This is a genomic window from Haladaptatus halobius, assembly GCF_020618475.1.
GTDB lineage: Archaea > Halobacteriota > Halobacteria > Halobacteriales > Haladaptataceae > Haladaptatus > Haladaptatus halobius.
In genome coordinates, this window is record NZ_CP085336.1 from 42,410 (window position 1) to 67,521 (window position 25,112).

At 49.6% G+C, this 25,112-nt stretch carries 23 protein-coding genes; 8 read left to right on the forward strand and 15 right to left on the reverse strand.

Annotated features, from left to right (window positions below):
* Nucleotides 1–49 precede the first annotated feature (49 nt).
* Nucleotides 50–337, forward strand: coding sequence for a hypothetical protein (locus tag LIW51_RS16855; protein ID WP_227377632.1), 288 nt, complete (start codon nt 50–52; stop codon nt 335–337).
* A 125-nt stretch (nt 338–462) separates the two neighbouring features.
* Nucleotides 463–630 (forward strand): rubrerythrin-like domain-containing protein, encoded by a 168-nt coding sequence (locus LIW51_RS39180; RefSeq protein WP_227377633.1) that lies wholly within the window; start codon nt 463–465, stop codon nt 628–630.
* Nucleotides 631–941: 311 nt separating this feature from the next.
* Here LIW51_RS39180 and LIW51_RS16865 read toward each other — a convergent pair whose 3' ends face one another.
* Entirely contained in the window at nt 942–1,109 is a 168-nt protein-coding gene (locus LIW51_RS16865; protein WP_227377634.1) for a hypothetical protein, read from the reverse strand.
* 364 nt (nt 1,110–1,473) lie between these two features.
* Nucleotides 1,474–1,632 carry a DUF7563 family protein gene (locus LIW51_RS39930; protein WP_438267384.1) on the reverse strand — a complete coding sequence of 53 codons (159 nt, stop codon included), beginning with the start codon at nt 1,630–1,632 and terminating at the stop codon, nt 1,474–1,476.
* An 860-nt stretch (nt 1,633–2,492) separates the two neighbouring features.
* On the opposite strand from LIW51_RS39930, the gene LIW51_RS16870 reads away from it, so the two are divergent.
* A complete protein-coding gene (locus LIW51_RS16870) occupies nt 2,493–2,681 on the forward strand; it encodes a hypothetical protein (RefSeq protein ID WP_227377635.1) in 189 nt (62 codons plus the stop codon).
* A gap of 711 nt (nt 2,682–3,392) precedes the next feature.
* Nucleotides 3,393–3,650, forward strand: coding sequence for a HalOD1 output domain-containing protein (locus LIW51_RS16875; RefSeq protein ID WP_227377636.1), 258 nt, complete (start codon nt 3,393–3,395; stop codon nt 3,648–3,650).
* A gap of 65 nt (nt 3,651–3,715) precedes the next feature.
* Here LIW51_RS16875 and LIW51_RS16880 read toward each other — a convergent pair whose 3' ends face one another.
* The 4 genes from LIW51_RS16880 to LIW51_RS16895 form a co-directional block, all read right to left on the reverse strand.
* On the reverse strand, nt 3,716–3,952 hold the full coding sequence (locus LIW51_RS16880; protein WP_227377637.1) for a hypothetical protein: 237 nt from the start codon (nt 3,950–3,952) through the stop codon (nt 3,716–3,718).
* Nucleotides 3,953–5,306: 1,354 nt separating this feature from the next.
* A complete protein-coding gene (locus LIW51_RS16885; RefSeq protein WP_227377638.1) occupies nt 5,307–6,620 on the reverse strand; it encodes a Cdc6/Cdc18 family protein in 1,314 nt (437 codons plus the stop codon).
* Nucleotides 6,621–7,138: 518 nt separating this feature from the next.
* Entirely contained in the window at nt 7,139–7,552 is a 414-nt protein-coding gene (locus tag LIW51_RS16890) for a DUF7970 domain-containing protein (protein WP_227377639.1), read from the reverse strand.
* Entirely contained in the window at nt 7,549–8,424 is an 876-nt protein-coding gene (locus tag LIW51_RS16895) for a ParA family protein (protein ID WP_227377640.1), read from the reverse strand. The genes LIW51_RS16890 and LIW51_RS16895 overlap by 4 nt, the downstream gene beginning before the upstream one ends.
* Before the next feature lie 1,199 nt (nt 8,425–9,623).
* On the opposite strand from LIW51_RS16895, the gene LIW51_RS16900 reads away from it, so the two are divergent.
* Nucleotides 9,624–10,529, forward strand: a complete 906-nt coding sequence (locus LIW51_RS16900) for an arginase family protein (protein ID WP_227377641.1) — start codon at nt 9,624–9,626, stop codon at nt 10,527–10,529.
* Between the two features lie 152 nt (nt 10,530–10,681).
* Here the strand turns inward: LIW51_RS16900 and LIW51_RS16905 are convergent, their stop codons facing one another.
* The gene (locus LIW51_RS16905; protein ID WP_227377642.1) at nt 10,682–11,140 is read right to left on the reverse strand and encodes a cupin domain-containing protein; all 459 of its coding nucleotides are present in this window, start codon (nt 11,138–11,140) and stop codon (nt 10,682–10,684) included.
* A 234-nt stretch (nt 11,141–11,374) separates the two neighbouring features.
* On the opposite strand from LIW51_RS16905, the gene LIW51_RS16910 reads away from it, so the two are divergent.
* On the forward strand, nt 11,375–12,313 hold the full coding sequence (locus tag LIW51_RS16910; protein ID WP_227377643.1) for an IclR family transcriptional regulator: 939 nt from the start codon (nt 11,375–11,377) through the stop codon (nt 12,311–12,313).
* 621 nt (nt 12,314–12,934) lie between these two features.
* On the opposite strand, the gene LIW51_RS16915 is transcribed toward LIW51_RS16910, so the two are convergent.
* From LIW51_RS16915 to LIW51_RS16945, 7 genes are all read right to left on the reverse strand, one after another.
* Nucleotides 12,935–14,548 (reverse strand): BCCT family transporter, encoded by a 1,614-nt coding sequence (locus LIW51_RS16915; RefSeq protein WP_227377644.1) that lies wholly within the window; start codon nt 14,546–14,548, stop codon nt 12,935–12,937.
* A 496-nt stretch (nt 14,549–15,044) separates the two neighbouring features.
* The gene (locus LIW51_RS16920; RefSeq protein WP_227377645.1) at nt 15,045–16,238 is read right to left on the reverse strand and encodes an NAD(P)/FAD-dependent oxidoreductase; all 1,194 of its coding nucleotides are present in this window, start codon (nt 16,236–16,238) and stop codon (nt 15,045–15,047) included.
* Nucleotides 16,239–16,290: 52 nt separating this feature from the next.
* The gene (locus LIW51_RS16925) at nt 16,291–17,475 is read right to left on the reverse strand and encodes a M24 family metallopeptidase (RefSeq protein WP_368411815.1); all 1,185 of its coding nucleotides are present in this window, start codon (nt 17,473–17,475) and stop codon (nt 16,291–16,293) included.
* A gap of 714 nt (nt 17,476–18,189) precedes the next feature.
* Nucleotides 18,190–18,600, reverse strand: a complete 411-nt coding sequence (locus LIW51_RS16930; RefSeq protein ID WP_227377647.1) for a hypothetical protein — start codon at nt 18,598–18,600, stop codon at nt 18,190–18,192.
* A gap of 84 nt (nt 18,601–18,684) precedes the next feature.
* Nucleotides 18,685–19,359 (reverse strand): coiled-coil domain-containing protein, encoded by a 675-nt coding sequence (locus tag LIW51_RS16935; RefSeq protein ID WP_227377648.1) that lies wholly within the window; start codon nt 19,357–19,359, stop codon nt 18,685–18,687.
* Nucleotides 19,360–20,593: 1,234 nt separating this feature from the next.
* Nucleotides 20,594–21,373: an IclR family transcriptional regulator gene (locus tag LIW51_RS16940; protein WP_227377649.1), complete on the reverse strand. Its 780-nt coding sequence runs from the start codon at nt 21,371–21,373 to the stop codon at nt 20,594–20,596.
* Between the two features lie 122 nt (nt 21,374–21,495).
* Complete coding sequence (locus tag LIW51_RS16945) at nt 21,496–22,341, reverse strand: fumarylacetoacetate hydrolase family protein (RefSeq protein ID WP_227377650.1); 846 nt, start codon at nt 22,339–22,341, stop codon at nt 21,496–21,498.
* A gap of 142 nt (nt 22,342–22,483) precedes the next feature.
* Here LIW51_RS16945 and LIW51_RS16950 point away from each other — a divergent pair, with 142 nt between their 5' ends.
* Nucleotides 22,484–23,656, forward strand: coding sequence for an enolase C-terminal domain-like protein (locus LIW51_RS16950; protein WP_227377651.1), 1,173 nt, complete (start codon nt 22,484–22,486; stop codon nt 23,654–23,656).
* A gap of 9 nt (nt 23,657–23,665) precedes the next feature.
* Nucleotides 23,666–24,763 (forward strand): Gfo/Idh/MocA family protein, encoded by a 1,098-nt coding sequence (locus tag LIW51_RS16955; RefSeq protein WP_227377652.1) that lies wholly within the window; start codon nt 23,666–23,668, stop codon nt 24,761–24,763.
* Nucleotides 24,764–24,771: 8 nt separating this feature from the next.
* Here the strand turns inward: LIW51_RS16955 and LIW51_RS16960 are convergent, their stop codons facing one another.
* On the reverse strand, nt 24,772–25,044 hold the full coding sequence (locus LIW51_RS16960) for a hypothetical protein (protein ID WP_227377653.1): 273 nt from the start codon (nt 25,042–25,044) through the stop codon (nt 24,772–24,774).
* Between the last annotated feature and the right edge of the window lie 68 nt (nt 25,045–25,112).

A 25,112-nucleotide genomic window follows, 5' to 3' on the forward strand; every position in this document is an offset into this window, starting at 1 on the left:
CACTGACGAGACGAGAAGGGTTAACTTGCTATGTTTCATGTTACCATGTATGATCGACAGTGTGGAGAAAGAAGTGGACATGCTCAAGCGGCACCTGGAAGTGCTCCAGATGGTTGTCGAACATGAACCGATCGGGATTGTAAAAATGTCGAATCAATCAGGCTATGCTCATCACGAAGTGCGCTATTCACTCCGAAAACTGGAGGAAGCGGATCTGATCGATCCATCGCAACAGGGTGCAGTGACAACTACACAGACAACCCCATTCATCGAGACCCTTGGCGAACAGATCAATGATATTAGAACGAGAGTCACCGCAATGGAGAGTCTCAAGTAAGAGGAGCAATTCTGCGTCGATAGTTTCTAGTATATGGTACTTGGAATCAATTAGCACTGATTCGCAAGATCCTGGCCAATAATTATTATAGATAGAGTCGCAAACCTTCGTCCTGGAAAAGATAGATGCCCAATTTCGACACGCTCATCAACCGGTACCGCACGTCCGAGACGGGAGAATTACTCTATGAATGTATTCTCTGTGGTGAAACAACCTCAGCTACGACGTCATATATCATCTGTCCTGAGTGTGGAGGGCGACTCAAACGTGTTGAGCTTACAGATCACGCTTGATGGCAGCCTCGATCAACGTCAATATCTGAATCTTCCGCTCCGAAAGCTGAACCTCCAAGCACAGAAACAAGAATCATGTATGAATTTCACCTCTGTTTCCAAAGGATGTTCGAGTACTACTCCTAGTCCAGATGAATTTAATCGCACAGCAGATGTCAATCTCCAGAATGAACTCGTTAATGAAATTTCATAACTAGCCAATTCGGGTTAGCTTCACAACCGAGGCCGTCATCCCTATCCAGGGTCATAATCAGTGATCCGTAAGCTAGAGCCTTTTTCTCAGCCGCATAGAGATGCCCCCGCATGTAGAGTCATTCAATAATATCTTCGACAGCGGGTCGTTCAAGATTTTCTCCCCCAGCAAGAGCTGCAGATGCCTGCTCGTAGGTGAGCTCCCCCTCACTCGGAACTGCTGTCGTGAGCGCGTCCAGTGCGTCTTGCGCAAGTGGTGTGAGTGGCGATTTCTCGTTTGGAACCATTGGTAGTACAAAATCCGCGTTCTCGACAAGTAAACCCCTGGACGGTGCATCCCTCTGATACTATTTACTTCATCGGGACAAGGGGAATTAGCACACGGCGTGGAAGGATGGGTTTGGGCTGAGTACGAGCGCCCACGCCGCCTGCTGGATTACGCTAACTGCAGTCCCTACTTGAGACGCAAGGAATAAAGTCCTGAGCCAACCATAGCGGAAGTGAAACTGAAACGAGTCTACAAACAACTTCATGTATCCACACTTTTTCTCGAATGCAATCTACCACTGATATCGTCACGGTCTCACCATCCTGGGTCAGTGGTTTTAAAGGCAAGAAAAGCTGCACACGATGGATCTAAGGGAGAATCAGTCAGTTTCGACGTTTTGATCGAGCTTCTCGAACGGTTGCTCCATCACGGATAACATCAGGGCAACTCGGACAGACACGTGGGTCATCAATCCCATCAGGTGTGAAAACACGAGCATAATCTGCTGTGACAAATGTCCCGCAGTTTTGACACTCCGGCATACCTAGGCCTTTCAAATTTCGCTATTAGTATCTGTTGATTTACCCTAGACGCACAGCATTCGTCCCTCCCGAAAAACCATGCATACAAAAGAACCGACGTGAAGTTCTCTCTGCAAGTATATACCAGCCAATGAATCACACGTGAAAAGGTTATCAATATATCACAAAATCAAACGCCAGAATATGAGCCACTGAAAACAATAATCGGTGCTGTGGGTCTTTCTTCCATGGTTCTATGAAGGACGGTGGTTCGTAATTAGATATGTGACGACGGTGTTAGGACAATTCGAAACGTGAGTAGTTTTGGGCTTTGGGTTGTCTCACGTTCGTCGGGGCGAATCTCTTGACAAGGTATCCCGACATCGGAGATCATGTTAGTTGATGGCAAGGTTGTTTGGAAAGCGGCAAGGGTAGTGAGCGCCGACTTTCGGCAGATGAACCCGCATCTCAAACGTGGGATTGGTTCCGGTGAGAACGCATCTGCCATGTGAAAGCACGCCTCCCACGTTGTCGGGTGGAGATTGATGAGTTCCGCTGTGAGCGAGCCAAAGTCTCTTCCTCACCCGACAAAGTATGTTAATCCCTCACATTCTTAGTTACTTTGGCCACATAACGGCAGTGCAAATACAACCTTTTCCTCGTTGTTCCACTCGAAATACGTCGCACGCACGTCTGACTGCATTGCTTGTGATTCCAGCGCGATCGGTGGGTAAGGTAGCAGAAATCGCAGGCAATCCACAACAAAGAGAGGGACATTATGAACCGGTCCCGTTTGAGCCGAATTCTTAACTCGGTGGAAATCGAAATGCCTCCTAATCATAATGTCTCCTCGAGATTCTGAAACTACGCCATTATCGCCGATGGCAGAAGAGGCACTCACACATCTTCGTGGCCGCTTTGAGCCAGATGAGCCATTTACCTACGAGCAAGCGAAACAAGTATTGCGAACGCATGATGTTGAGCAACTGCTCGCCGACGATCTCCTTGAAACATTATTGCTCCGAGGCTATCTCTACAAAGTCGATGGTAACTTGCGCATCACGGACTAGGGAGTTGACGCACTCCCTGACGATCCGATTTGAAATTGATAAATTATATGAAGTTACGATAGTTTTTCGACTCTGAAAGAGTGCGGGCTATACCGATGAGAAATAGTCCAATACGAAACATGGCGGCAAGTGACTCCTTAGCGGAGTCATCAAAACGACTTCGATGATTGACGTGACCAGATGCACTGTACGATCGACCAATGAATTGAGGATTTCACTGCCTTGACTAATGAGGCAAGAGCGGGTCAACAATTCCAGGGCTGGTTGAATGTTCAGTCTAAACTTTATGACTACTCCTGTCAGAACACACTCTTGACCACCCACCACTGTCCGAACGCGACGAAAGTCGCTGAATACAATACATGGCAAACCGAGTTCGACAGACACGTCCAAAAAGCCGAACACGGGATCTGGATCAGGGGTCCCGATCACTGCGACGCAATGTTCTGGAAGAGTATACGCGGAAGTCCATACTTCGATCAACAAGTCAATTGACCATACTAGATCTCATGTTCTTCTTGTGCTGTCGGGGAGTTTTGGGCGTGATCGGCTATTACTCAATTAGATAGAGAATAATTGGAAACTATGCCGAGTAACATACTGGCCACTGAAACAACGAGCTGGTTTGAAAATAAGGAAAATTCCTCAGGGCCACGAGTTCCAGCCCAACATGCGTTGACGGCAACCTACTCGATTGAGCCAAATCAGTCTTTGACCGTCTGTCTCATCGAGGCACTCGTCGACACGTTGCAACCACCAAACGGACAGACCTCGCTCAGCCTGTATACATATGTGAACCCAGACGCCCTCGAAAAGCTTCTTGAAGCAAGTAAGACGAAAGAAAGCGGCGTCGAAGTGCGATTTACGATCGATGACTATCTCGTTACTGTCCGCAGTAACAATACGATCCTCATCTACGAACCGCTCAACGCACACCGTAGTACTGGTGGAAAATCCTCGTTCGCATAGCCGGTCAGAAGTACGATTGTGGAGGTTTATAGCCACATTTGGGCGTCGTGATGAGATCGTCCATGCTAAGCAGATTCGTAATCTGTGAGCCGAAGTTTCCCTTCAACCTCATAGAGATGGCCACGCATATAGAGCTGTTCGATGATATCTTCGGCAGCAGGTTGCTCAAGGTCCTCGTGGTCCTTGAGAATCGCGTACGCGTGCTCGTAGGTGAGCTCTCCCTCACTCGGAAGAGCGTTCACGAGTGCATCGAGCGCTTCTTGCGCAAGTGGTGTGAGTGGTGGTCGCCGATTCGAAATCATCGATATAATTAGAGACGAGCACTGATGATGTAAATCCTCGGGACAAAACACACGTTCGTCTCTGTGTTGGTGGTGATGTTGCAAGGGGAGCACACGGCGTGGGAGGATGGGCAGGGGCACAGGGTCCACGCCGTCTATTGGGTTACGATGACTGCATTCGCTTCTTAGAAGACGATGGATAAAAGAGGTCAGCCAACCGGAGTGGAAGTGAAACTGGATGCAGACGGGCACACGTAAGTGGATTCACGTCTCGACCTTTCCACTGACAATATGAACGACCAGCGGAAACTTCTCTGAGGGCACGGCTGGCGAAGCAATCATTCTTTGGTTAACATTATATACTAATGCAGCAGTGGCGAACGAGATCAAACGCTCTGGCGATGGATTTGCCCTCTAATGTGACAAAACCCGCACGAGCAGCAAGGCTTGTCGAAGAAACCAACGACGATACCGCTTACCGTGTGAACATCCGTGTGTTCGCATTCGATAATCTCCTCCTCGTTATCGACATTGATCGTATTACCGACCCAAATCTTGTCGATCTAGTGACAGCAGTTACTCTGGATACTGTCTCAATTCATCGGGTAGCAGACGCCTCACTACAAATTGCGGGTAATGGCTATCAGGTACAGCTTCCAAGAGTAGAAGCTGCTGGCTTTCAAGTCGGTGATCGAGCTCCGTGTACACCAGCGCCAAATATGCTCGTAATTGCATCAGAGAGATCCGCACAGGTAGGGAGGATCTGGGGACAATCAGGCGAGAACAGGTGTGAGAGTTTCAAGCTGTAGTTAGTATAATATTCTAACCAACACGTTCGCTGGTGGGTGTGGCCGATGCAAGTGACTCTGATGCTCAATGGGCAGACTACCTCCCCACACCGGTTTTCAAATGAAACCGTTCTACGGAAAGATACGGAATCGACTGGATGGAGACCGGTAAATCATCGTGAAAGAGGATTCACGCAATTATCCTGCAGAAGTTTCCTCGCGAATGACGTCATGGAACTTCCGATCGATTCAAAATGACTGGCAAAACATGGATCAAGCAGCGAGACCACACTTTGCAGTTGTGAGTGTGACGGTGGTACTATCAGATGATTCGAAGAAGATGGAGCTCAGCGATACACGCCATGCGAAGATTGGCAATCGATGTTAAAGTGGTATACTAACAGCTGTTTTCCGTATCAGCTAGTTGGTTTCTCCATGACTGAAGGCACTAATTAGTAATCAAGAATGGGAAGAATCGACACACCGGTTTTCAAGTGTATCACCACGCTAAATTCTGAACCCGCAGAAAATTCGTGTATGAAAACGCCCACACCGGTTTTCAAGTGTTCGCTGTAACTTGCCGGCCACTAGATTGACGAGATATTGACCTTTGGCCATGTGGTTTCCATTCGCTTGAACGCCTCTCGGACTTTCTTAGCGCCGACTTCATCGCTGAATTCGAACTCGTAATACTGCCCGCCTTTGCGGCCCGTATTATTTTCTATTTGGTTCAAAAATCCAAGCATGACTAATTTAGTCAGATGGTTGTACATTCCTCGCTGACCAAGTGGTTCGCCTTCAAATCGGCTATAGACACGCTTGTAAGCGGCATATATCGTTTTAACACGAGCCGGAGTGGCATTCTGTTCAGAGAGATTTGCGATTGCCGCGAGGATGTATTGTTTCTGTGCGTCCTGATCGGTGATCGAGTCAACCATATCACCGTACTCAAGATCTTCCATTGCCTGTCGCACGTACTCCTCCGTTATCTGCGAGGTACCCTGCCCCTCAGCGATTTCACCTGACCGACGGAGTAACCGTATCGCACGACGAGCACTGCCGGAAGACTCACGCATTGCGAAGGCAGCACAAAGCGGAATGACGTCATTTTCCATCACCTTACTCACAAACACGTCCTCATCCGCTGCTTGCTGCTCTTCTGAAGCATATTCATTATACTCCGGATCGGCTGGGGAGAAAACTCTCGTATTGTGGAACGCATTTTCAGCTCGCATCCGAAGAATTCGTCGCAGTTGGTTAGCATCATACGCCGGGAATTTGATTTCGGACTCACAAAGCGTGTCTCGCACTTTCGGCGATAGATTTGATCTGAACGTGTAGTCGTTACTGATTCCAATCAGTCCAATTCGGGCAGCTTGTACCTTCTCGTTATCACGAGCACGCGGTAGTTCGTAGAGAATGGTATCATCGTCGCCGATACGATCGACTTCGTCGAGAATAACCAGAACTGTTCCGCCCAGTTTGTCGATTTCATCGTAGAGCATCGAATAGATAGCCTGTGGAGCGTATCCAGTTGCGGCTATCATATGTTCTGGATCGCGAAGTTCATTCACGAGTGCAACGGCGACTTGATATGAGGAGGTTCGTTCTCGTTTCGATGTTAGATTCTGGCAGTTGATTCGAACGACTTTGAGATCAGTCTGCTCCTCTTCGTCTAAATCAGTATTTTTCTCCGTGATATCCTTTCGAAGCTGCTTGATGAGGTACTTTGTAACGGCAGTCTTTCCGACGCCAGTGTCTCCATAGAGAAAGGCGTTCTGCGGTGGCCGACCCTTGTAGATTGGTTTGAGGACATCCACATATTCGTCCATAACCTCGTCCCGGCACACGATTTGTTCCGGTGTGTGATCCTCCTCTAAAACTTCGCTGTTCTTGAACAACTCGACGTCGTCAGCAAAGATGGAATCACTCATTGCTCTAGAAGATTATTTGCATTCTAATAAATCTTATTCACGTGTTTTCCTGTGTTTCATGTGTTCTCCGTTCTTTATAATAAAAGGGGGAACACCCTCCCAGCGGTTTTCAAGTGTTCCACGTGAGCAAAGCAGGAAAGCTGAGTACCCGAAGCAAATGAAATAACTGACGAACTATTTTCTGAATGACTCACAAACTACTACTAGACTAGTACTAGATTATAGTATATAGTTTATGGTATAGGAAATAATTTCTGGAAATATTGACGCATAAAATCGACAGCAGGCGCTCGTATTAACACTTGAAAACCGCTGTCTGACGGGGGCGTTACGTGAGTTATTTAAGTAACAAAGGTGGTTGGCGACCAACTCCTTCCCCCTCGAAATCTCTTAAGAACACTTGAAAACCGCTGTCTGTGTGTGGGGGGCAAAGTCTTGAGAATCGAGGAAATAGAATGCTATCTGTCTACTAGCAAAATGGCGGGTTAGTCGAACGTCATCCCATAGCCCCACTCTTCGAGATGTTGCTCGGCTTCATCGAGATGCTGGAGTCCGACCTTCACGAGTGCCTCTCGAAGATCGGTCAGGGAAACGTCGTCATCAAATCGGTCTTCGAGTTCCCGAAGCGCGTCACGCTCAGCACTCTTGGTGTCCTCCTGCAGGAAGAGCGGTACACGGTTGCGACCATCTTGGACACCGTCACGGCGGAATTTGTACGGAATCTGCATCGATTGCTGTCGTGATGATTGGTTGGAACTACTTGTGTCGCTCGTCTCGGTTCGGTCGTCAGTAGACGTTGAAGTGTCGCTGCTGTCTGGCTGTTCTTCGGACTCTGTTTCGGTTGGCGTGGAATCCTCTGCGAAGGGATTCTCGCCTGCGCCTTCTTTCATTCCCGTCATGCGGTCACCACCTCGTGGTCAAGGTCGCCCGATTCGGGCGGGTTCGGGGCTTCGAGCCCGACTTGGCTCTCAAAATGGCGTGCCACCCGGTCGAATTGCGCCAGTGTTTCGAGTTCGTAGTCGCGACGACGGTCACGGTGTTCGCGGACGTAGGTGAACGCCGAACATTGCTGCATCCAACACCCTTCCATCAGCGACGCGCGCTCTCCGATGACCTCTGGAACCGGATAGTCGATTTCATCGAGGATCAGCCGTTGGTCGCGTGTATCCTTGAAGCCAATCGGGAGTGCTCCAAGAACGCCGACGTCGAGATCCAGCTGGTCCTCTATACCTGCCACGAGTGATTCGAGTCCCTCGACTGCCGCTCGGCCCTTCGCGGTGGGTTCCACAGGAATAACCAACGACCGTGTCGCATGGATGGCGTTGTAGAGATGAGGTCCCTCGGTTGCGGGTGGGTCGCAGATGAGAACATCGTACGTGTCCGGGACCCCTGCCTCCCGGAGCACGCGAAGTAATTGCGCGTGCATTCCAAACGCCTCGCCCATCGCCTCTGCTTGGTCTTTCTCCCGTTGGAGGTACTCAGCGAGGTCAGAGAGCATGTTATGCTCCGGAATAATGTCCACGCCATCGACCGTTCGGATAAGGTCGTCGAAGTCGCCTTTCGGACGGCGAATCATATGCCGAACGATATTGTCTACGGGTTCCGTTCGTTGGTCGTCGACATCGAAAAGGCGCGACAGATCCCCATCTTGGGGGTCGAGCGGAACGACGAGTGGCTTGAGACCGCCGCGAGCGTGCGCTACAGCCAGATTCGCTGCCGTTGTGGTCTTCCCAACCCCGCCAGCCTCGCTGTACGTTGAGTACGCTAACATATTCACCTCTTGAGAGCCATTCACCTTGAATGTACGTCAGACGTATTCATGATTGGACTTCCCATTTTAATGTACTGAATACAATCAATTAATGAATCTGGTGAACATCACCAGTGAACACAACCAATGAATGTGTCTAAAGAAGTTAACTAATTGACGAACTCATCGAATGTATTTTGTGGGTGTATATAGTCGGTGTACTCTATTACAACAGGTACTGAACACTGTGATCGAACACCGCCACTGAATGATTGTCGTGGTAGTTCTAAACTTCATTAATGAATGTACTAGCTGAACACCATGATGTTCATTCATGAATGCCAACATTGGGTATCATAACGGTCGCTACTGAACGTACACATTGAATGATGTTCGGGTAGGGGGTAAGTGACTTCGAACGAATTTCGTGGGTCACGAAACGCGATAACAGCTTTCAAATTAGAAACTAGTTGCTCCCGTATACTCCCTTGTCGAAGCTGTCACACCTATGGGACTGGGAGACAGCTCTTCAGAGCGCCTTGCTCAAAAGAACTCCCAAGACTTTGTAACAATCTCACCAAGACTCCTGAGTACGCCGTCACATGATGAGGTGACAAGTCGTAGCAGAACCGTCGTCCTGTCTTTGTTACTGGCACGATTCGATCTCGTCCAGTAGAATAAACTATGGATCCCTCCGTGACCTCAAACCAGGGCTAGGAACATGAGTAATAGGTCGCGTATTCTTAGCGTCACCGGCAGGAGTGGCCAAGCTATGGATTCCTCGTTGATAGCCCGATACGACGGTTTATGAAACCGCTTGCAGTAGGCTCTCGCTGGCGTCGACTACAAAATCAATATCGCCGACAGCACCGACCCAACCCAACCCACTTCCTAGAGATGAATGCGGAAGTACACTACACACCACCACTTCCAGTGTAATCACCCGATAAAAGCGCTCTATCTGCCGGAAACAGCCATCCGATAGTTGATAAAGTATATGTCGCGATATGAAATTGAATTCCTCCAAATTTGAGGCTGGTTGAGGAGACGACGATGTCGGGTCGTTGTTCTTGCACGCCTGTGCCAGCGAGAATGCCACTCACCCATCCAACATCTCTGCTGGCGATGCAAATCGAATAACGACGGCTACTTGAACAGAGAGAACCTCGAAGAGGTGGTTCAATCAGAGAAGTTATGACCTAACGATCCGGAAGATTATCATGGCCGAGCCTAATATAGTCGTTCTCGATGCACCGTCTAATCTTGGATTAAGTCCACCGGAAGATGGTACTGTACCTGGTTGCTATAAGCTTCCCTGGGCTGTCCGTGACCGGAATCTCCTTGAGTTAATCGATGCAGCTGACGCTGGCAGTCTGGTCCCGCCGCGATATCGTGCCAACTGGGAACCCGGCGATGGCGACCGTAATGCAGAGTCGATAGCGAACTATTCAGTTACGTTGGCAGATCGGCTCACTGAAACGATTCAAAGCGAACGACAAATCGTAGTACTCGGTGGCGATTGCAGTATCTTGATCGGCAATATGCTAGCACTCAAACGTCGTGGTCGCTACGGGCTCGTCTATCTCGATGCACACAGCGATTTCCGGCATCCCGGACACGCGAAAGCTATCGGGGCTGCGGGAGGTGAGAGCCTTGTGATTGTTACTGGACGTGGTGATGTACGACTCGTCGGCCTTGAAGATCATGGACCCTACGTACGTGATGAGGATGTGTCTGTGGTCGGTGTCCGTGAGAATGACGAATATATTGACGAATTAACAGAAATAGGAATTAACACGACTACGAGTCAACAGATGAACGCACTCAGTAGCTCACAACTCGCAGATCAGGTCCTGCGAACTGTAGCACGGAATACTACTGGATTTTGGATTCACTTAGACGTTGATGTCGTTGATGCGAGAGAGATGCCCGCTGTGGATTGTCCGGAGGAGGACGGTCCATCTTTTAATGATATTGCTGAACTACTCGCGAGATTACTATCGTCTCCAGCATGCATTGGGCTTGAGGTCACGATTTACGATCCGGATCTCGACCCTAATGGTGAATGTGCAGATCGTATCGTCGAGTGTCTACGGAAGGCGTTTAGAAATAACGCAGACAACTGATGCTTGTTCTGAAGAAGTTGTTGTAGACGCGCTTGACAACCATCTATAACACTTTCGAGTAAACGGCGATCAAGGTATCCTACCACGATTTGGGATCGTGTGAATCGCTACAGACAGGGGACAGGCATTTCGACAATGAACGGAAACTCGAATCAGGTATACTGGCCAGTCTCTGTCCCACAGTCCTTACAATAGAAGATCACTTCAGTGTCGCTCTCATCAACAATCACGGGGGTTCGCTGATCACATGATGGACACTCACGACGGAGGTCAGTCGGACCTGCCTCACGAGGCGCTCCCAATGCAAGAACCTGAAGCCGTTCAGACCCTCTATTCCAGCCTCGTTGCCACTCACCGGGCGCAAACCGAATCGTTTCCCCCGTCTCAACAGATATCTCACCGTCCGCGGTATCGAACGTCGCCGTCCCGGAGAGGACTATGAACACTTCCTCTTGTTCACGGTGGCGGTGGTAGCAGTCTCCAATGCTCATTCCGGGGTCACGTTCAAAGTAATTGACTGCAATCCCGTCCGCCCCTAGTGCCTCTGAAAGAGCGTTAAAATACCGAGATTGTGTTTCAGAATCGGGATGCGAGAGTTCAGTTTTTCTCATCGTAGTAGTTCAAAGGAGACAGTAACCACAAATAATTTGCCCAGAAAAATACTCTGCTTGATAGGTACAGTTATACTGATCGGGTGATTCACTCAATCAATCCCGGTTAAAAACTAATCTATCGAAGCGATGCCGTATGCATTGAGACACCTAGTCTCAACTTGTGCGATCATCCTAGCATCGAATAGACGAATTGGCACTACAGGATTCCGGCATCCAATGGTGAGTATCTGCTTGAATCAACAACAGGCCCAGACGATACTCCAAACGAATCTACTTGCTCGTTCGGTATTTCACGAAATGGTAATAAAAATGGATGTTCCGAAGGTATATTCCACGGTGAATGCTAATGAAGCGTGGTGGTGGAATGTGGCGAAACCGAATACTACTGGACGAATACTAACGACGACAGAGATATCCCTTCGCCTGATCGAAACGGTCGTTCGAGAAGGTGGTGCGACATCGACCGAGCTCGCTCACGATCTCGACCTCGCACAAAGTACTGTGCTTAACCACCTTAATACGCTCAAACAGTACGGATATCTCGTTCGGGAGAACAACATGTACTACGCCGGCGCAAAATTTTGCCACATATCGGATTACGTGCGGCGGCGGAAACCGGAGTATCTCATCGCTGCCGATGTCGTCGCGAGCCTAACCGAGAAAACGAATCTAGAAGCAGATTTTGCTGTCGAAGAGAATGGCCACGTTATATCAATTCAAAACGAATTAAATTTCTCTGATGATTCACACTTCCTAACTGACGGGCGATTCTTTCATGTTCACAGCACTGCCTCGGGGAAGGCAATCTTAGCCGAGTATTCCGACGACAAAGTCGAACGAATAATCCAGCAATGGGGACTTCCGGAGATGACTGAAAATACGATCACCGAAAAAGGGGTGCTGTACGAAGAGTTAGAACAGGTTCGAGAGCGTGGCTACGCAATAGGTGAAGAAGAAGCGATCGAAGGGCTGTGGGCGATAGCAAAGGTCGTAACGTCACCTATTGGGGATATTTGTGGCTCACTGAATCTTAGTGGCCCTACATATCATTACAACGAAGATATTCGACGATCAGCGGTCGAAACATTAGAATCAGAGGTCAATAATTTCGAAAACCAAATCGAGTCTCAGTTTATGAAGATGTATGGTAGGGAGCCGACGTCTGAATAACTGCTGGTCGAAAAACAGACAGAAGATATATTACATGAACCGGCATCTATCTGCTATCATGTATTGACAATATTCATTAAGAAACGGGGGAATGATAAATATTTGAATATTTGAAGAACGCGTTAAAATTTTCTCTGATGCGATTGCTATCGACAACAAAAACGATGAGCGTCGCGGTTGCGCTAATAGTCGGTTTGACTCTGTTTTGATCTTCGATCGACATCCATTTCCGTGCGAACGCAGAGGATCCCAAGTATCGGAGTAAGATTCGTACTTTGTCGCCGTCAATCGCGATAGGAGTACGAGAGTGTTCATAAGGTGACGCCCAAATCGATAAGCCGTTATGCGTACTGGAGCAGTCCTTCGTATAGCTTTTCATCCGACGAAACGCGGATTTGCCTTCAACAGCCTTTCTTGCGGACGTACTAAGATAGGGGCAGTTCACCGAATCATCGAGCTCAATATCGCCATGCGATTCTGATGAGATACGGGAATCGCAGAATGATTTTAAAAGCTTGCAGATACCGTCGTATCTGCAAAGCGTGTCATCGAAACTAATAGCCCCTAATCCTCAGGGAGATCGTAATGACGGATGGGGTGGAGTAGTTCTCCGAATAAGATCTAGTCATCTTCGTTCGATTTCAAGGATCTTTGTTGATTAGGTTCTTGATCAAGCGACCAATCGATGAACGTCGTCTCTTCTTGAAGAAGAATCCGTCCACGTTCCTTACCAAATGCTTGTATAAGTCCGATTGTAGCTATGACACAAACGATAGCGAACGGACCACCAGTAATCACAGCGGCCGATTGGAGTGCTTCAATACCACCGATAATTAATAGAATCGCGGTAATGAGGCCTAGCGAAATACCCCAAAAAATTCGATTAATTGCTGAGGGATGTTCCTTTCCACCAGTGGTCATCATAGAGACAGCAAGTGTCGCTGAGTCGGCTGACGTGATAAAGGACGCGCTTACAAGTAGGATGAATCCGATCGTCAATAGCCATCCAAAGGGTAGTGCATTAAAGAGAACGTAACCGGAAACAGCTTCGCCATATTGGTTAACTGGACCGAGAATGTCGGTGATACCTGAATGTTGCATCCAGAGACCAGTTCCACCGAGAACGATGAACCATGGGATTGTCGCTAAGGCTGTTGCACCAATGCCGGTAAAAGCAACCTCACGGATTGATCGGCCGCGAGAGATACGTGCAATAAATAAACCAATGAATGGTGACCAGGATAGCGGCCATACCCAATAAAATGCTGTCCACTGATTTATCCATTGACCATTTTGAGAGACATGAACAAAGAGGCTCATTTCGAAGAAATCAGCCACAAATCCGCCCATCGCTTGTGTACCTAGTTGAAGGATAAACACTGTTGGCCCAAGAATGAGTGTGAGTAGCATCAACACGACAAACACCACAATATTGAAGTTCGCGATGCGTCGAATACCACGGTCAACACCTAACACTAGTGAAAGCGTAAACAGCACCGTCATGCCGGTAACGACGAAAAGGACTCCTAAATCACCAGGCTGAACTCCCCATTTAAATTCAACGCCAGTAATGAGCTGACTGCCGATGAATCCCAGTGAGGTGGCAACTCCACCGAGTGTCGCAAATGTGGCGAGGATTTCGATGAGTGTACCCCACATGTTATCAACGTTGTCGGAACCGACAAATGGGGTGAGAACTGCAGAAACTCGAAGCGGTGCGCCACGGACGTAGCTAAAGTAGCTTATAGCAATACCCATAATTGTGAATCCTGACCATTGACTTATACTCCAATGAAATAGTGAGTACTGCATTGCAATTGGCATCGCTGCTTCTGACTTCGCTTGGACGTTGTAGAGTGGGGGGACGTTCTGAAAATGCATAATTGCTTCTACTGGTCCCCAAAAGACGACACCAGCCGCAAGTCCGGCGGAGAACATCATTGAGAAGTAAGAAAGGTAGCTGTATTCCGGAGATACGCCCCCTAATTTAATATCTCCCCAAGAACCAACTATAATATATAGTAGAAAGAGAACAAATCCAAGAACGACGAGCATGAATGCCCAATTAAAGTATGCCAAGATTGATTGATTAATTCCGCTTACGACGTGTGAGGCTGTCTTCGGACTCGCAGCGAAAACAGCGACAAAGAGGAGCGTAATTCCAGCACCGAAGCCAAATACAATCGGATCAATTTCATCAACGAATTCACTAACCATTCCATCCTTTCTGCTCATGAATTTGGTTCCCATTTCGACTTTTTGCCGATCTTTGCCTGATCACTGATTAACTGATCATACTGCCTTTTCTTTTGATCTACAAATTTTTCGAGTGCCATATTTTTATTATGTGACCACTATGTGCAGTGTGGTCACATACCATACGAATAGAGTAGTGAACTTAAATCTTTTTGCCTAGTTAATAGTAATATTCTGGTAAGAATGATAGTTGAAGCGATGCAAATCTCTGGTCTTTTATTTCAATACCTAACTACTTTGCCGGTGAGAGTGACCGAATATAGGTTTTGCTGAATAAAAAGCGACGCCGAGACCGCGGACAAGGTTCGTATCTCCACATAGTCAGTATTTCACTCCCGAATACTCCGTCTATACGCAGTGCAGGGTGAGAAACTCGCCCCCATAAAGTTGCTAAGTTCCTATAGGAAAAATATAAAGCCATTAAAATATCTGTTTATATAATTCGAAAGCAGTCTAAGGGGTGATTATCTAAGGGTCAGTATTCGATACCGCCACCGTGCCCGTTTTCGTGGGAATCGAACCGGGAAAGTGAGAAATACTCGACATCGACTAGGTCTGACTCCCCGGACGAGACGAGATCCGACATCAGACGGCCGACCGCTGGAGCCTGTTTGAACCCGTGTCCCGAGAATCCAGCAGCGACGTAACATCCCTCTGGCCCACACTGGTCGAGGATGAAGTCGTGATCCGGCGTGTTCGAATATACGCCACTATATCGTCCCTGAATTCCGGCGTCATCGAGTTCGGGAACGTATTCCGAGAGGGTCTCGTGGAGTTCGAGCAGCGTGTCTTCGTTCGGCAGGTTATCGTACTGGTCTGGGTCACACTCCTCCCCGGAGTGATGGGTCGCAATCAGCACGCCGCCACCGAACTCGGAACGGGTGTAGTACCCACCGGGGAGACCGGCCGTCGGAACGCCGTCGGGGTATTTTTCGAGGAATTCCTCGGTCGGTTCGAGAATAACGACCCGTTCGCGCGAGGGCGTGACCGGTAGTTCGACATCCAACTGTTCCGCCAAGCGATGCGTCCAGGGGCCTGCAGCCAACACAACGTCGTTGCACGATACTGCTCCCTCGTCCGTCTCGACAGAGGTGATCGATTCGTCTTCGACATTGAATCCTTCTACTGCCGTTCCGGTGACGATGGTTGCGCCGCGTGTCCCGGCCGCACGTGCGAATCCAGACGCGACATCCGTTCCATCCGAGTAGGCCGCAGTATCGTCACTAACCGCAAAGTCGAACTTGTCGAGGTCAAGCATCGGGTACCGTTCGTCGAACTCATCGTGCTCGTGTCTCGTGACCGGGATATCGTGTTGGGAAAGGATGTCGTACCCATCTTCCGCGTACTCGGCGTCGTCAGAGCCTTCTTCGGCGAACACGACTCGTGAATTCTCCTCGTATGCAATCGGCTCGTCGAGTTCGGATTCGAAGTGTCGATAGAACTGATGACTCCACCACGCCATTTTGGTGTAGATCTCCTGGTCGCCGTAGTGGTGTCGAATGATGGCCGACGAATCGCCCGTCGAACCGGCTCCGATGAAATCCTTTTCGACGAGCGTAACGTCTCGGTCGGTCTGAGTGGTGAGGAAATACGCGATACTCGCGCCGATCACACCGCCACCGACAATTGTGATGTCCGTCGCCTCGGGTAGTTCGGGTGAAACGCTCATACTGTCTAGTGCTCCGTTTAGTGCTCGTTGTGGTCGTTTGCTCTTCAGTTCGTTAGTTCTTGACGATCAATTCTCGCGGCACGTCGGCGAGGACTTCGGCTCCGTCTTCGGTGACGAGGAACGACTCGCTGATCTCGATGCCGTAATCGTCGAACCAGACACCGGGAATCATGTGAAACACCATATTCGGCTGTAACTCCGTCTGGTCTCCAGGTCGGATACTCGCCGTCTTTTCGACCCAGGACGGCGGGTATCCGATTCCGGTCGAGTATCCAATTCGCGATTCTTTCTCGACTATCGTCCCTTTGATTCGTTCTCGCCACACCTGCTCGACTTCTTCGCAGGTGACGCCAGGTTCGACGGCATCGAGAGCCGCTTCGATGCCGTCCACGATGATCTGGGAGGCAGTACGAACCTGCTCCGGTGGTTCTCCCAGGAAAATCGTCCTCGTAAGGGGAGAGTGATACCGATTTACCACGCCAGCGAGTTCCAGGATGACTGGTTCTCCTTCCTCGTACTTTTCGTTCGTCCACGTGAGATGGGGTGAACCGGTTCCTTTGCCAGAGGGCATCAGCGGGACAATCGCGGGATAGTCGCCTCCGGTCTCGTCGGTTCCTTCGAGGAGCGCCTCGTATACGGTCGCTGCGGCGTCGGACTCGCTTACACCGGCACTGATGGTGTCGATACCTTGCTTCATCGCTTGCTCGGATATCTTCGCGGCTTGACGGTGGCATTCGACTTCTGCGTCGCTCTTTACCATCCGAATGAAGTTGACGAATTTCGTCGTGTCCTCAAACGTCGCGTCGGGAAGCGCTCTCGACAGTTCGTGATACGCATGGGCGGAGAAGTAATCAGATTTCATCTCGACACCGATGGTCGTGTCCGCTCGCCCCCAGTTGTTGAGGATGTCGGCGACGAAACTCATCGGATGCTTTTCGGAATCGACGTATTCGTCAGAGTAAACGACGATGTTGTCGGTGTCCAGCCACGTCGTCTCCGTGGCGCAGGTGTAGTCCTGGTCACGACCGACCCAGACAGGCTGGTCTCGGTCAGGCGTCACGAGCAGTATTTGGGGTACGTAAAAGGAGTACGCATCGTATCCCGACAGGTAAAATATGTTCGCGGGATCGGTTATCAAAAGTACATTCAATCCCCGATCTTCCATTCGACGTTGCGTTTCGTGGAGACGGTCTCGATACTCTCCCCTGCTAAACGGCTGCCTGGCTAACTGAGCCATGATAACAAATGGGTAACTATCCGATATAAATCCTTTGTATAATTCGGAAATGATTCTCTTCGTCATTCGCGTTGACGAGGCTACTCTTGGAAGACGACTATGAGTGACTATAAACTGTTACAATGAGTAGGAGTATAAGTGTAGAATCTTCTTGAGTAACTATTACGACACCATGCTATGATCGTTGGGAAGGCTAGGAACGTGTACCAGAGGCGTTTTTTGACCTATTCAGTTCTCGAACCGTAACACTACGCTGAAGGAACCGACCGCAGCTTTCTCATATCGAACTTTGCTAATCCATCTAACTTTCCACGTGGTTCTCGAACGAACTGTCTTTCCTTCGGTTCGGAACGTAGGGGATTGGCGGGGCGCGGTCAATGCCACAGTCACCGTCACGAAGTCGCACCTTTACCGGGCAGAAAGCATGAATGTGACGTTTCAGTTGATTATGCGGGTACACACTCTTCGGCGTCCTTGGCACTATCATCTCTTTATAGTAATATTGAATTCCCCTTCTTATCCGTTTACGATGCGTAAAAGTTTATCAGAAGTCATGGCTGCCGAGCGACACGTCGACGTTACGGTGTTCTACATTTTCCATACATGTTCTATCGATACGAAACGGGTATTGCTACGCCACGAATCTCGAAAAGAACCAAAGAAAATCCTCAATCGACAAGGGGACATCGAATCCCGAATTGCTTACTTGTGGTATTAGATTTCAGTCACTCGCTCATACTCGTCATCGAGGGCCGCTGCGTCCTCGGGGAGCAGTGCTGCGACGAGGTACCCCGCGTACTCGCTGAAGTAATCGACGAGCGTCGCAATCCGATTGGAATCGATCGCTTCGAGCGAGTCGAGCAAGATAAACGGCACTTTCTCGTACACATCGTGAACGAGATGGCCGGCAAGCGCGAAGACGAGCCCAGTAACTTCTCGCTCACTCTCACTCAAATGGTCGATCGTATCCTCGTAGGTCGTCCCCGACTCTGTACTGCGGATCACGTGCAAGTCGAACACGCTTTTCGTGACTTTTCGGCGTCCCTCTCGGACGTCACGTTCGACTCGGTCGATCCAAATGCGGTCGAGATTCGCATAATCAGGGATGTCGAGGACGATCTCCATATGTCCGTTGAATTGGTCGACGGCATTCGCTTCAATCTGGTCGATACGTGTCCGCAGATCAGCGAGTTCATCTTGAATCGCTTCTCACTGCGCTTCAAGTTGCTCCTGTTCGGCAACCTGGGACTCGATGGACGTGATTTCTTCCTCTACACTCTCGAGGTCAGATTCGAGGCGCCCAAGTTCGAACTTCGACTGATTCGCCTCTCTATGGAGATCTAGCCCGTCACTGTATTCCTCTTCTTCGAGTGCTTCGACTTCGTCTTCGAGGGCTTCAATCTCGTCTGTGAGGTCGGTTCGGGTCTCACGGAGGTCTTCGACCCGAATGTTCCGCTCCTCAAGTTCGGATTCGAGTTGGTGCCGTCGTTGCTCAGTCTGCTCACGCTGGCGCTGTGCCTCCTCGAGTGTTTGTTTTTCGTCTTGGAGGTCTGTGATTTCTGATTCGATCGAGTTGCGCTCATCGCGTTTCTCTTGCCGAAGATCACGCAGTCGGTCAATCGTCTCTTCAATGGTTCGCTTTTCGACCTCCGTGCCGCATGTCCAACAGACCACCGTCTCCGTATCTTCGACGAGTTGGTCAGTGATTGAGTCATTTGACGATGCAGACGCATCGTCTGTTTGAAGCGCGTCACGCAGTTCAGGACTCGTCCCCTCGAGCATCTCGTCGTTGAACTGGATGATTGTCTGGAGTTCGGCCATCGTCGAGTTGAACCGTTGTTTCCGCTCACGGCGCTGCTGGATCTGATTATCGAGAACTGCCACGTCCTCATCCGGTGAATCAGAGAGATCGGCGTCCTCCGTGTCGAGTTCGGTCGCTTCGTTTTCGAGGGCTTCGATGCTCTCTTCTTCAGTTGTGATTTTAAATCGGACATCTTCGAGGCGCGAGCGGGTGTCGCTCAGTTCGTCGAGTTTCTTCTCAAGTTCGGCCTTTTCCGACTTCGTCTCTCCAATATAGCAAAACTGTCGATATTCCAGATACTCCGGTCTGCTTGAGCCAAATCTTGGTGTACAAAATCTGTTGTCCTCCTCTACTCGCTAAGGTTTGAGTCCATCCTCGTTCCATTACAAGCATACTACTGTAATGCTAGGCAAGAAAATCGAACCCGAAGGTTGACCCAAGTTGTTGAATCAGTTAACATTGATATAACGGTCATTACCACCTTTGTCGAGGAGCTTCACGGACAGCCCCAATACATTATTTGTATCGCCACAGGAAATGGACTACTTATCATTGAGTCCTCTGTTCCTTTTCGAGTCGCGGAAGCCCATTAATGGTCTTGTGAGCAATTGCCCAAGCTCTGGTACGTCAAAGATATGTTAAGAGGCGTAAGGCGAAAAAGGGGGGCGTAGGAACTTTGGCATCAGCACCGGCAAGTATGAGTGCATCTCCTATTGATGTCCAATCCTTTTCACTGTCCATCGCTGTGGTTTAGTATTCCAACATTTTCTTTAAAATTTCTCTGTACTTCGTGCTTGTCTATTGGTCTTTGATTCACATAAATGGTAGCACGATAATTCGATTACATGTATAGTTATGTAAAGGGCCCTCCAACGGTTGAGGGCGCGTTTCGACTGAGTACTTCAAGGAAAGAATGCCAAAATGATTGGATAACAAATATCTAATTCAGTATTAACGACGGGTAGTTCATTAATGATAAACTAACTTGGGCTATCGATATCTCTGAACAACAGAAGGAAAAACGGTCAGGAAGGAAAATACTCTTAAAAACAAAAGTAAATCAACTACCAAACCATGGAATTACGTTCCAAGTGCGCTTTCCGCCCAAGTTATTAGGTTAGAAGGGAGTGAATCGTAGTTGTTCATCTTTGGCAAACAAAGGTTCGTAAAGGAAGGTCGAGATTAGAGAATATTTCTGTTTGTTCGTCATTAATGAACCCACCGATATTAAGCACAAACAGTTCTTCAGGAATTCTGATGCCAGTACCCGTCGTAAGGATCAGGAGGGACAACTAGAAAAAGGCGATTTCGCGCAAACTAGGATTTTCGATAGGCGATATTGAGTTCGATAACGTTGACTGCATTGCGGAGGAGGTCAGGAATTTCCTCAGAGAATCGTTCAGTGGACATCCGACTTGTCGGCCCTGAGACGCTCACGGCTCCGACGATCTGATTGTCTTTATTTAGAATAGGTGCAGCTACACACCGGAGTCCATTGAGCCGTTCTTCGCGGTCAAATACAAACCCTTGCTCGCGAATCTCAGCGAGTTCCTTAAAGAGCGTCTCGCGATCGGTAATAGTATTCTCAGTGGTTGACGGCATCCCATGTTTGTCGAGGATTGCATTTACTCGTCCTTGAGGAAGGTGGGCTAAAATGGCCTTCCCAAGACCCGTGTTGTGGAGATGGACGCGCTGACCGGTGTCTGCATCGACCCTCACAGCGTCCTCACCGGTTGCGCGATGAAGATAGACACCTTTGCCATGTTCCTCGACGAGCAAGTTCGAGAGTTCGCCCGACTCCTCCGCTAGGGATCGAACCTCAGGTTTCGCGATTTCGTAAATAGGGAGCTTGCTTCGTGCTTGTGCGCCAAGGTCGAGGAACCGAAGTCCGACGAAATATGTGCCATTTTGCTTAATGACATATTCTTCCTGTTCGAGGGTGCTGAGATAATTATGAACGCTACTCTTAGGCAGGTCGAGATGCTGGGCAAGTTCTGTAACTCGTGCTCCGTCTAGCTCTTTGAGTGATTCAATAATCCTAAAGGTTGTCACTGTGGACTTCACAGGGTTTTTTGCCCGATTCGAGTTTTCGCTCATTCGTACCGTGACTGATGTTATCGTATTATATAAAACCTGTTCACAAATGCTGAATACCTAGCAACCGTATTGATTCGACGAGAACGGAGCTGAAAACGAATGATGGGCTTGTACGGGGAAGATTACTCAGCTACGACACTGTTCTCGAGAATTCCAATACCCTCGATTTCAGCTTCGACCACATCGCCAGGTTCGAGAAGTTCTGGCGGGTCGCGGAAAATACCGACACCACCGGGAGTCCCGGTTGAGATAACGTCTCCTGGCCGAAGCGTCATAACATTACTGATGTACGAAATCAGCTCCCCGACATCGAAAATGAACTCCTCAGTGTTCGAGGATTGCTTTATATCTCCATTCACGCGGAGTTCGACATTGACCGCGTTCGGGTCGAATTCATCACCCGCAACAAGTGTGGGACCCATCGGTGAGAAGGTGTCATAGCTTTTCCCACGGAAAAACTGACCATCACTGAACTGTGCGTCGCGCGCGCTTACGTCATTGATGACCGTGTATCCCGCAACGTAGTCATCAGCTTCGCCGGCGTCAATGCGTCGCCCAGTTCGACCAACGACTACGCCGAGCTCAACCTCGTAGTCGACTTCCTCCACATCAATCGGGTGGACGATAGGGCTGCCTGGATTCGTCACGGTTGTCGGCGCTTTCGCGAACAGAAGTGGATCCTCGGGAATTTCCTCATCCTGCTCTTCGGCGTGGTCATGGTAGTTCATCCCGGCACAGATTATCTTGCCCGGCTTCGGAATCGGGGCGAGAAGCGAAATATTCCCATGGTCGAGAACGGGGAGTGCCTCGTTTTCAACTGCACGCCGGATGGCTTGGCGGTAACTCACGTCGCCAATCTCGGAAAGTATTGGCGTGCCTGTCGGGAGGGCATTCAGTGCATACACTTTTCCGTTTAATAGGACGCCCCACTGGGGATTCCCGCTGGCTGTGTAGCGAACGAATTGCATCGTCATCAAAAATTAGTAGCTGTGACTTAAAGGTTCGTTCCGAAACAATGGTAATCCTCTCTCGTTTGCCGTCTCTCGCTATACGGATGATGACATCTATTTGGTGAATACTTTTATCATAGCGCTTCAATATGGTAGTTATATGGGTCCGACAATCACCCGTATAGAAAGTGTAGAATTCAAGTACCCGCTCGAAGACGTCGGGACAGATGAAGCCGGGTTCAATCTCGTCTACGAGCCGGGAACCACCACCGAGCGGAAACTGTTCGCGATTAAAGTCCACACTGATACGGGTATCACTGGCGAATACGTTGGAGGGAATTCGCCGGCTGCCGCCCAGTGGAATATGTTCGCCGATTATCTCGTTGGGAAGAACCCGCTCCAACGCGAAAAGCACTGGAGTGAAGTGAAACGCGCATTACGGAAGTACGATCGGATGGGAATCGGCCCTATTGACATTGCGCTCTGGGACTTCGCAGGAAAGTACTACAACGCCCCAATCCATGAACTACTCGGAACGTATCGGACGCGCCTCCCTGCCTACGCCTCAACATACCACGGCGACGAAAATGGTGGTCTCGACTCGCCAGAAGCATTCGCCGATTTTGCCGAGGAATGTTACGATCGAGGATTCGACGGCTACAAAATTCACGGTTGGGGAGGGAGTGATGCATCCCGAAAAATCGATCGCGAGATAGCAGCTGTTCACGCAGTCGGTGAGCGCGTCGGCGATAAAATGGATCTAATGCTTGACCCAGCTTGCGAGTACGAGACGTTCGGCGATGCTCTCAAAGTTGGACGGGCACTCGACGAAGAGGGGTTTTACTGGTACGAGGATCCCTTCCGCGACGCTGGCATTTCCCAACATGCTCATCGCAAACTCGCACAGAAACTAAATACGCCTATCCTACAAACGGAACACATTCGAGGGCTAGAATCTCACTCTGATTTCGTCCAGAACGAATCGACCGACTTCGTCCGTGCCGATCCTGAATACGACGCGGGAATCACTGGTGCAATGAAGATCGCCCACATGGCAGAGGGCTACGGGCTTGATGTGGAATTCCACGCCCCTGGGCCAGCCCAGCGTCATTGTATCGCGGCCGTTCGGAACGCAAACTACTATGAACTTGCACTCGTACATCCAAAGTGTGCGAACACCCAACCTCCCGTCTACGAGGGTGCCTACTCGGACATGATCGAGAATGTCGAGGACGGCACAGTCCCCGTTCCGGATGAACCTGGTCTCGGCGTTGAATATAATTGGAGTTATATCACGGACAATCAGACGGGAAGCGTCCATATCTACGAATAACTATTGATCATGACTTATAAAGCTGGAATTATTGGGACTGGCGGTATTGCCGGCATGGGTATCCTCGGAATGCATGACGCGGAGGCGATTGGGAAAGAGAAGATACGTGCCAGTCACGCCGGCGGGTACGACGCAGCTCGCGACATCGAACTGGTTGCGGTTGCTGACGTTGATGAAGAGAAACTAGAACGCTTCGGTGAAGCATGGGATATCTCGGCGGGGAGACGCTATGACGGTCACGAGGCTATGCTCGAGGCCGAAGACCTTGACGTGGTTTCGACCTGTACTCCGTCGTTTCTCCACCACCGCCACGTCATCGACGCAGCCCACTCAGAGGCATCGCCTTCGGTTATTTGGTGTGAAAAACCGATTGACTCGCAGGTAACGAACGCGAAAGAGATGATTGCCGCCTGTGAGAAGACAGACACCGAGCTCGTGGTGAACCACTCATTCCGGTTCACTGATAAGCTCCAACAACTCCATCGACTCATTCACGAGGAAGACATTCTCGGAGATGTTCACTCAGTTTCGGCGCAGTTCCGGATGGAGCTCCTTCGCAACTCCACGCATCTACTCGACACCCTCGTCTACTTACTGGACGCTCGAGCGAAAACCATTGGAGGCTTTATTAACGGTGAAAACGAGGCTGCGGAGTCGCTGAACGCAACCCAACCAATCGACGATGCAGGCGGTGGCGGCTTCGTCGTCATGGATGACGGAACCTTCGTCACGATCGACTGTACGATCCCTCGCAACGTCTCTTCGATGACGTTCCAGTTCATCGGCTCGAAGGGGAAACTCTACCTCAACAACGACGATGGCGAGTGGCGATACTGGCGCCTCAATAACGGTGAACATATCGAAACACCGTTACCGGGAATCGATGAATCGTGGACTTGGGAGGACGATTACAAAGGATCGTTTGAAAACGCGGCAAACCATATCGTCGACTTGCTTGGCGGAGAGGCCAACAATCACTCGACGGGTGTGGCGGCCCTGCGTTCTTTAGAAATCATCGTCGGCTTCTACATCTCTCACTACACCGGAAGTCAGGTCGACATCCCACTGAATCGGCCACTCCGCGATGTCCTGATCACATCTTGGTGAATTGACAGTCAGCTAGATAGTGAGCAAAAGTAGTGTCGTCGCGAGGCATTACTCGTATATATGGAAGCTATCAGTTTTCCCATGATGTAGTTCCAGTCGTAGTCGACGCCGAGACCGGAATTGACGTACACTGTGATCATGCCGTCGGCGTCGATGGTGTCGATTATATCCGAGTACTCGCTCTCGTCCACTGACGGCTGGGTATCCGGACAGTCGAGGAGAACCAGCACGAGTTTGTAGTAGTTGGTATAACGGATATTGATCGATGCCGACGTCTTCAATTGGGTATGTGAACTCCGCTAATTCGATTTTGGTTTTCAAGGCGCAATATCGAGTTCCAGCTATACCA

Bases quoted from the DNA above. Each gene is read 5' to 3' on its own strand.
- LIW51_RS16855 (WP_227377632.1), top strand. From the start codon at position 50: ATGATCGACAGTGTGGAGAAAGAAGTGGACATGCTCAAGCGGCACCTG.
- LIW51_RS39180 (WP_227377633.1), top strand. From the start codon at position 463: ATGCCCAATTTCGACACGCTCATCAACCGGTACCGCACGTCCGAGACG.
- LIW51_RS16865 (WP_227377634.1), bottom strand. From the start codon at position 1,109: ATGGTTCCAAACGAGAAATCGCCACTCACACCACTTGCGCAAGACGCA.
- LIW51_RS39930 (WP_438267384.1), bottom strand. From the start codon at position 1,632: ATGCCGGAGTGTCAAAACTGCGGGACATTTGTCACAGCAGATTATGCT.
- LIW51_RS16870 (WP_227377635.1), top strand. From the start codon at position 2,493: ATGGCAGAAGAGGCACTCACACATCTTCGTGGCCGCTTTGAGCCAGAT.
- LIW51_RS16880 (WP_227377637.1), bottom strand. From the start codon at position 3,952: ATGATTTCGAATCGGCGACCACCACTCACACCACTTGCGCAAGAAGCG.
- LIW51_RS16890 (WP_227377639.1), bottom strand. From the start codon at position 7,552: ATGACGGGAATGAAAGAAGGCGCAGGCGAGAATCCCTTCGCAGAGGAT.
- LIW51_RS16895 (WP_227377640.1), bottom strand. From the start codon at position 8,424: ATGTTAGCGTACTCAACGTACAGCGAGGCTGGCGGGGTTGGGAAGACC.
- LIW51_RS16900 (WP_227377641.1), top strand. From the start codon at position 9,624: ATGGCCGAGCCTAATATAGTCGTTCTCGATGCACCGTCTAATCTTGGA.
- LIW51_RS16905 (WP_227377642.1), bottom strand. From the start codon at position 11,140: ATGAGAAAAACTGAACTCTCGCATCCCGATTCTGAAACACAATCTCGG.
- LIW51_RS16915 (WP_227377644.1), bottom strand. From the start codon at position 14,548: ATGAGCAGAAAGGATGGAATGGTTAGTGAATTCGTTGATGAAATTGAT.
- LIW51_RS16920 (WP_227377645.1), bottom strand. From the start codon at position 16,238: ATGAGCGTTTCACCCGAACTACCCGAGGCGACGGACATCACAATTGTC.
- LIW51_RS16925 (WP_368411815.1), bottom strand. From the start codon at position 17,475: ATGGCTCAGTTAGCCAGGCAGCCGTTTAGCAGGGGAGAGTATCGAGAC.
- LIW51_RS16930 (WP_227377647.1), bottom strand. From the start codon at position 18,600: ATGGAGATCGTCCTCGACATCCCTGATTATGCGAATCTCGACCGCATT.
- LIW51_RS16940 (WP_227377649.1), bottom strand. From the start codon at position 21,373: ATGAGCGAAAACTCGAATCGGGCAAAAAACCCTGTGAAGTCCACAGTG.
- LIW51_RS16945 (WP_227377650.1), bottom strand. From the start codon at position 22,341: ATGCAATTCGTTCGCTACACAGCCAGCGGGAATCCCCAGTGGGGCGTC.
- LIW51_RS16950 (WP_227377651.1), top strand. From the start codon at position 22,484: ATGGGTCCGACAATCACCCGTATAGAAAGTGTAGAATTCAAGTACCCG.
- LIW51_RS16955 (WP_227377652.1), top strand. From the start codon at position 23,666: ATGACTTATAAAGCTGGAATTATTGGGACTGGCGGTATTGCCGGCATG.